The following is a 7,271-nucleotide window of genomic DNA, read 5'->3' on the forward strand; positions in this document are numbered from 1 at the left end:
AACTCTATTCTTGAGCCAGAGATTACTCGAGAGTTTGAATTTGGTCTTGATGCACGTTTTTTTAATAGTAGAATTGGTATTGATTTTGCCTACTATAGCAAAGAGACTGACGGTCAGATTCTTCCTGTTGATATTGCTTCTACTTCTGGTTTTACATCTAAGGTTGTGAATTTTGGTAAAGTAGAGAATAAAGGTATTGAACTTCAGGTGAGCTTAGTACCAGTTCAAACTTCTGACTTTACATGGGATTTAAACTGGACATTCTCGAACAATAGAAATAAAGTTCTTGAATTACCTGACGGTCTTGATAAGTACGAGATTTATTCAGCTTATGGTATCGAATTTAATGCTGTAGTAGGTCAGCCAATTGGTGTATTCAAAGGCCATGCCGCTAAAAAAGATCCAGATGGAAATATTATAGTTTCTGCTGATACTGGTATTCCATTGGAAGCTGACGAAAAAGAAGTTTATGGAAATGCTGAAAGTGATTTCCAAATGGGATTAACTAATAATTTCAAATATAAGAACTGGAATTTAGGTTTTTCATTTGATTACCGTCAAGGTGGTCTAATGTATTCTTATACCGCTCGTTTGAATTACTTTGTAGGTAATGCGACTAAAACGACTTATAATGATCGTAACCCTTTTATCGTTCCTGGCTCAGTAATTGAGAATGCTGACGGAACGTATTCTGAAAATACAACAGCAGTTGGTAAGCAACGAATTAACGAATATTGGAATCAGACTAATAATAAATCGATTTCTCGTGAGCATGTTTTAGATAAAACTTACGTAAAAATGAGAGATTTAACATTGTCTTATAGTTTTACTGAGAATATGTTGAAGAAAACTCCATTTACTCAGTTGTCGTTAACTGCATATGGGAGAAACTTGTTTATTTGGACGCCTAAAGAGAATAATTTCATCGATCCTGAAGGGTCTACTTACGGAAATGATTTACGAAGTGAGTTTGGTGAATTTGCAGGTGGACCATCTGTGAGAACCTTTGGTCTATCTCTAAAGGCTGCATTTTAACTAACCTATAAAAACTAGTATAATGAGAAAAATAACAACATATATTTTTAGTCTGGCAATGCTTACGTTATTGTGGGGCTGTGAAAAGGATTTTTTGGAAGTAAATATTGATCCAAATAATCCTCCTGCTGAGGTGGGTACTCCGGAATTAGTTTTCCCTTCTGCTGTTGCTTCTACTGCTGTTCGTGTTGGGGGTGAATATGCAGTTCTTGGTGGTATGTGGTCTCAACACTGGACTCAATCGAATGCCGCAAATCAGTATAAATCAGTTGATCAGTATAATATAACATCAAGTAGTTATAATGGTTCATTTTCTGAAATGTTTTCAGGTGCTTTGAACGATTACACGTTTGTAATTAATAAGTCAGAAGAAGATGAAAATTGGATTTTCTTTCTATTAGGTACTGTCATGAAAGCTTATAATTATCAGGTTATGGTTGACTTGTATGACCAATTACCTTATGATGAGGCTTTCCAGGGAGACGCTAATCTGGCCCCTGCTTATGAAGATGGAAAAGCTATTTATGGCAAATTAATTGCATCTATCGATACTGCTTTAACTAAAGATTTCGCTGCTGCAACAAATACTGTTCCTGGCAAAAGAGATTTCTTATTCGAAGGTGATCTTACAAAATGGAAGCAATTTGCAAATACTTTGAAATTGAAGATGTATCTAAGAATGGTTAATGCTTCACCTTCTGAAGCTCAAGCTGGAGTTCAAGCTGTTTTTGCTAATGGTATAGGTTTCCTTGGAGAAGATGCTTCTATGTCTCAATTTGAAGATGCCCCAGATAAGAGTAATCCTTTCTTTGAGTATAACTTCCGTCAGTTGAATGTAGCTACAAACTTAAGAGCAAGTAATACCTTAATGTCTTACTTATTGTCAAATAGTGATACCAGACTTGATGCGATTTATAAACCAGGTTCGGGAGGACAATTTGCAATGTACCAAGGTCAGTTTAATGCTTCTTCTACTCAAATTGATCCTGATCAACCTTCAGTAGCAAAACAATCACCTATTGAGCCAGTTCGTTTTATTTCTGCTGCAGAATCTTACTTTATGCAAGCAGAAGCTATCGAACGTTATGGTGTTACTGGTGATGCTAAAGCAATGTATGATGCTGGTGTTACTGCTGCATTTGGACAATTTGCTTTTGATTCCCAATATGATGAATACGACTTAGATGCTACTCCTTTTATTGCTGCTGGTGGTCAATATGAATACCCGGCTGCAGGTAGTTTAGAAGAGAAGATTGAAGCTATTATTACTCAAAAATGGATATCATGTGTAGGTTCACATTCTCTTGAATCTTTCTTTGAGCAAAACAGAACAGGTTATCCTAAAGTGAGTGCTGTTCCAGGTTCAGATCCTTCATATGTTGCGGGTCAATTTACTTATTCTTTGGAAGGTGTTACCGGTGGTCAGTTTCCTAAGCGTTTAGTATTTCCAGATATTGAAATTAACCGTAATCCTAATACGCCTGCAAAAGTTGCTGTAACTGAAAAAGTTTGGTGGGCTAAATAATAAAATATACAATTATGAAAAAAATATTATTATATAGTTTTCTTCTGACTTTATTTTTCGGAGTTACTTCTTGTGATAAAGAATCGGAAGATGTTTCAACACTCACTTCTTATGTGACTATTGTGTTGGAAGGTGATGACATTGTTTTTCACCAGAAGGGTACCCCTTGGATTGAACCTGGATTCACTGCTACTGAAGCAGGTGTAGATGTTGCATCTACAGTTGTTGCGACAACTCCTGATATAGACAATATTGGTAGTTATACTTTGACATATTCTGCTGTTAATTCTGATGGGTATGCAGGTTCTGTTTCAAGAAAAGTTGTGGTTTATTCTGCTGGTTTATCTGCTACAGATATTTCTGGAACTTACACAGGAGATGTTTTTAGATTAGATACTAATAATGATGCGACTCGCAGTTTTGCTGGCAATGAAGTTGTTTTAACTGCAACTTCTGTGCCTGGATTATATCATATTAGCGATTGGATTGCTGGTTTTTATAACGTTGGGTATGGCTATGGCGCAGGTTATGCATTTACGGGTTATCTGGAAATGGTTTCACCTACAGTGTTTCATCATATTGAATCCTCAAATCCATGGGGTGACCCGGCAGATGAGGTGATTAATTGGAATTATGATGTTGCGACAGGTGTATTCACTTACAACTTCATGTGGTTAGGTCACTATGATTTTGCTATTACTTTAACAAAAAATTAGTAGTAATTCACTTAAAAATTAAATTTATGAAACTAAGATATATTTTATTAGCTATGGTTGTAGCTCTTGGTGCTTGTGATCCTAACGACACTATTAAGGACTACAAGACAGAGTACACCTCTGTTGGCGGGATGCTGGCAGGTGAATGGTATGTAACTTACACTGTTGATGGTGACATATGGGCTTCGAACTCTAAAATTAGTACATTTAATACTGCTGCTGATAATGGTACTGAAATGTGGATTGATGATGATGATAATTTTTGGGGACTTAAAAGCGTTATCAAATGTAATACTGGAAATAATACATTTTCAGCTGAAGCCGCTGATGAGTTGTATTATGGAATAACAGTTGATATTAAAAATGGTAAAGTTTTACCTGGGGCAGGAACGACTGCAGCTGGTAATGTTACTGACAGTATCTACTTTGAAATTACTTATAATGATATTGATCCAGATACAGGAGAGTTAGATCCAACAACTGCCATTGTAGCTGGTGTAAGAAGAACAGGTTTCCTTGAGGATGAGCACGAATAGTCTTATAATGTCTTAATTATTAAAGAGCTGAATTTTCGAATTTAGCTCTTTTTTTATTAGAATTATTCTGATTAACTTAAGGTGTATTTTTTATTTAAATCAATCGTGATGAAAACAAAACCTATTTCAGAAAAGTATTATCGATTGTCAAAATCCATTTTATTCATTTATCGAGTTTTTCTGATTCTTACTTTCTTTATATCTACTTTATCCCTTTCTGCTCAAGAAAAGGTTATTGTTGTAGGTGGAACATCTGCTGCCCCTTTTTCTCGAGGTGTAAGTAAAACATCAAAAATAAATGAAATAGCCTACCAGAAACGGCTATTAGGTTCTTTTTATTTGGATGATGATTGGGCCGAAACGGATATCTATTTAATGAATGATAGTATTGTTTTGCGTGATCTAAACACCAGAATAGATTTAAGTAATAATGTATTAGAAATAAAAACGAAGGAAGATACTTTGGTATTGCCAACTTATCGTATCAAGCGTATTTTATTGAAAGAAACAGCTAAGGTTTTTGTTACTGAAAATATTGTTAAATCTTCTACTAATGGATTTTATCAAATCATAGTGGATGGTAAGTATTCTTTGCTTTGTCAGCCTAAAGTTAAGGTTGAGCGTGCTGATTTTAATATTATTACTAATTCTGGAAGTAGAGATGATAAGATTATTCAACAAGAATACTTCTATTTGTTTGTTGATGGTAATTTAATAAAGCTAGAGAAAAGCAAAGGTAAGTTTAAGAAACAATTTAAAAATAATAAAGAAATAGAAATGTATTGTAGTCAGCAAAAAGTGAAACCGAAGGATAAAGCATTTCTGATAGAATTGGTGAAATTTATTAATGAAGAGAAATTAGATCTTTAATTAATTTTGGTATTTGTGCGATGAAATTATTGTATGAACCTAATTCAATATGGAACCTCATAAATAAACTATTTAAGTTCTGTTTTAATCCTAAAAGAATTCATTCCTTTTGTTAGCATAACGGAGTAGGAGTATAAACTTAATATCATACCGGAATTTTGATATTAAAAAACCGAAACGGGAATCAATCTCGTTTCGGTTTTTATTATATTTTAGGAACGCTTAATTAAAACCCATTCAACTCCATAGTTACTGTTGGAATCAGAAGTAAGAATCCTAGTAATAGAAGAATGACCATAAATCCACCAATCCATTTCACCCATTTGTCGTAAGGGATTTTAGCAACACCTAAAACACCAATTAAAACACCTGAGGTTGGTGTAATCATATTGGTAAAGCCATCACCAAACTGGAATGCCATAACAGTTGCCTGACGCGATACTCCAATCAAGTCTGAGAACTGTGACATCATAGGCATAGTTAAAGCCGCCTTAGCTGATCCAGATGGAATGATCACATTAATCACATTCTGGATAAAGTACATCATACCCACTGAGGCAATCTTACCAAAATCGTTCATTGATTTTGAAATGTAGAATAGGATAGAGTCAATGATTTGACCTTCTTCCAAGACGATTAGGATACCACCAGCCAAACCAACGATAAGAGCAGCAGATAGAATATCACTAACACCTTCAAGGAATAGTTTTGTGATATCGTTAGCTGATTTACTGTAAGCAATACCTGAGAAAATACCCATTGCAAAGAATAGAGTAGAGATTTCCATGATATACCAACCGTAACCCATAACACCAACAATTAGATAGATAATGGTGAATAGAAGAAGGTTGAGTATAAAGAAGTGAACCGATTTACGTAAAGACATAAATCCCAATAGTGCAAATAAGGCTGTAACAAAAGGAAGAACGTAAGTCGTCATTTCCGAGTTACCAATTTTTAATGTGCTTTGTGGGTAATAGAATGAGAAACCAACCATACCAACAAGTAGAATGATATAAGTCACCCAAGCCGAAACAGGCGTATAGTATTCAATGTTTTCAACGTCTGATGCATGGTGCTTTCTCCAGTAGTTATCGTCGGTGTAGACCAATGAACTTTCAGGGTTTCTGCGAACTTTAGCCGCATAGCGCAAGATGAATGTGAAGCCAATAATATTAATCACGAACCAACAAAACAGGCGGTACTCAATACCTGAGAACAAAGGAAGATTAGATAAGCCTTGTGCAATACCAATGGTGAATGGATTCAATAATGCTCCAGCAAAACCTAAACCTGCTGCAACAAAGCAAATGGCAACACCTACAATGGAATCGTATCCCATCTTAATTGCCATAGGTACAAAAATAATGGTAAAAGCTATTGTTTCTTCACTCATTCCGAAGGTGGCTCCAAAGACGGAGAATATGAGCATGATCAGCGTCAGAATAATATTATTGACGCCTATTTTCCGAATAAACTTGTTCTTTTCGAGCTTTTTGGTAAACTCCAGAAAGGAGTAGATCCCCACATCAATCGACTTACTGGCATTCATAATCCAAAAGGCACCACCAATAATCAGAATAAACATGATGATATCTGCTTTATCGACAAAGCCCTTAAAAAATGAAGAGAAAACTTCCCAGCTCTGTCCACTATTATCCACCTGATGGTATGAGTCTTGAATAATGACCGAACGATCGGTGCCGTTAACATTTACAACAGTTCGGTCGTATTCGCCGCCTGGAATAATCCAGGTTAAGATGGCAGAGAGAATCACTATTGCAAATACAATAACGTAAGTGTGAGGTACTTTTTTAAACATATTCTGTAAAGATTTGAGATTTGAGATGTGAAAAATGAGCTTGATTAGGCGACTTGATATTTTCACATTTCAGGTCTAATAAATTTGAGCTGTAAAAATAGAAACATTCCATAGAATACAGCCAATATTGAGTAGATAATCAGCTGGCTTTTGTATGTTATCGAAAAGGTTTGCATTCTGATGATTTTTAGTTCTATTAGGGGTGTAATATTGTTTCATTTTTCCTAATTTCGCAAAGCAATTTACAATTAACATTTGTCGATTTGTGACTTATCGTTGCCAGTCGTTAATCACTAATTAATAATTGAATACTATAGAATGAAATTACTTATTAAGAATATAAAACAATTGGTTCAGGTTGAAGATGAGCCAAGAAAGTGGGTCGCTGGTGCTGATATGGCTAAGCTAAACTGCATTGATAATGCCTTTTTATTAATTGACGAAGGCAAGATTGAAGACTTTGGAGCCATGTCTGCTTTGCCAAATTTTGATGAGGTGGAAGGTGCTGATATGATGCAAGAAATCGATGCAACAGGTCGTATGGTTTTCCCATCTTTCTGCGATTCACATACACACTTGGTTTATGCGGGTTCTCGCGAGATTGAGTATACCGATAAAATCAAAGGTCTTTCTTACGAAGAGATTGCAAAACGTGGTGGTGGAATTTTAAATTCTGCTAAGCGTATGCACGAGGCTACTGAAGAGGAGCTTTATGAATCTGCAATGGAGCGCCTTCACGAGATTATTGGAATGGGTACTGGAGCTGT

5 protein-coding genes and 2 pseudogenes are annotated in these 7,271 nt (G+C 35.5%); 6 read left to right on the forward strand and 1 reads right to left on the reverse strand.

Annotated elements, in window-relative coordinates; translation table 11 throughout:
• The 5 genes and pseudogenes from ABY905_RS11965 to ABY905_RS11985 all read left to right on the forward strand — a co-directional run.
• Window positions 1–1,035: pseudogene (locus ABY905_RS11965) on the forward strand (SusC/RagA family TonB-linked outer membrane protein); the annotation flags it as partial.
• 22 nt (window positions 1,036–1,057) lie between these two features.
• Window positions 1,058–2,560 (forward strand): SusD/RagB family nutrient-binding outer membrane lipoprotein, encoded by a 1,503-nt coding sequence (locus ABY905_RS11970; protein ID WP_372644178.1) that lies wholly within the window; start codon window positions 1,058–1,060, stop codon window positions 2,558–2,560.
• Window positions 2,561–2,574: 14 nt separating this feature from the next.
• Window positions 2,575–3,276 carry a BT_2262 family domain-containing protein gene (locus ABY905_RS11975; protein ID WP_372644180.1) on the forward strand — a complete coding sequence of 234 codons (702 nt, stop codon included), beginning with the start codon at window positions 2,575–2,577 and terminating at the stop codon, window positions 3,274–3,276.
• 26 nt (window positions 3,277–3,302) lie between these two features.
• A complete protein-coding gene (locus ABY905_RS11980; RefSeq protein ID WP_372644183.1) occupies window positions 3,303–3,812 on the forward strand; it encodes a lipid-binding protein in 510 nt (169 codons plus the stop codon).
• Window positions 3,813–3,920: 108 nt separating this feature from the next.
• A complete protein-coding gene (locus tag ABY905_RS11985) occupies window positions 3,921–4,682 on the forward strand; it encodes a hypothetical protein (protein WP_372644185.1) in 762 nt (253 codons plus the stop codon).
• Between the two features lie 226 nt (window positions 4,683–4,908).
• On the opposite strand, the gene ABY905_RS11990 is transcribed toward ABY905_RS11985, so the two are convergent.
• Window positions 4,909–6,504 (reverse strand): YfcC family protein, encoded by a 1,596-nt coding sequence (locus ABY905_RS11990; protein ID WP_372644187.1) that lies wholly within the window; start codon window positions 6,502–6,504, stop codon window positions 4,909–4,911.
• Window positions 6,505–6,822: 318 nt separating this feature from the next.
• Here ABY905_RS11990 and ABY905_RS11995 point away from each other — a divergent pair.
• Window positions 6,823–7,271: pseudogene (locus ABY905_RS11995) on the forward strand (imidazolonepropionase); the annotation flags it as partial.

The sequence above is a fragment of the Ancylomarina sp. genome, assembly GCF_041555295.1.
Lineage (GTDB): Bacteria > Bacteroidota > Bacteroidia > Bacteroidales > Marinifilaceae > Ancylomarina.

Coding starts and splice junctions, on each gene's coding strand:
- ABY905_RS11990 (WP_372644187.1), bottom strand. CDS start 6,504: ATGTTTAAAAAAGTACCTCACACTTACGTTATTGTATTTGCAATAGTG.
- ABY905_RS11975 (WP_372644180.1), top strand. CDS start 2,575: ATGAAAAAAATATTATTATATAGTTTTCTTCTGACTTTATTTTTCGGA.
- ABY905_RS11970 (WP_372644178.1), top strand. CDS start 1,058: ATGAGAAAAATAACAACATATATTTTTAGTCTGGCAATGCTTACGTTA.
- ABY905_RS11985 (WP_372644185.1), top strand. CDS start 3,921: ATGAAAACAAAACCTATTTCAGAAAAGTATTATCGATTGTCAAAATCC.
- ABY905_RS11980 (WP_372644183.1), top strand. CDS start 3,303: ATGAAACTAAGATATATTTTATTAGCTATGGTTGTAGCTCTTGGTGCT.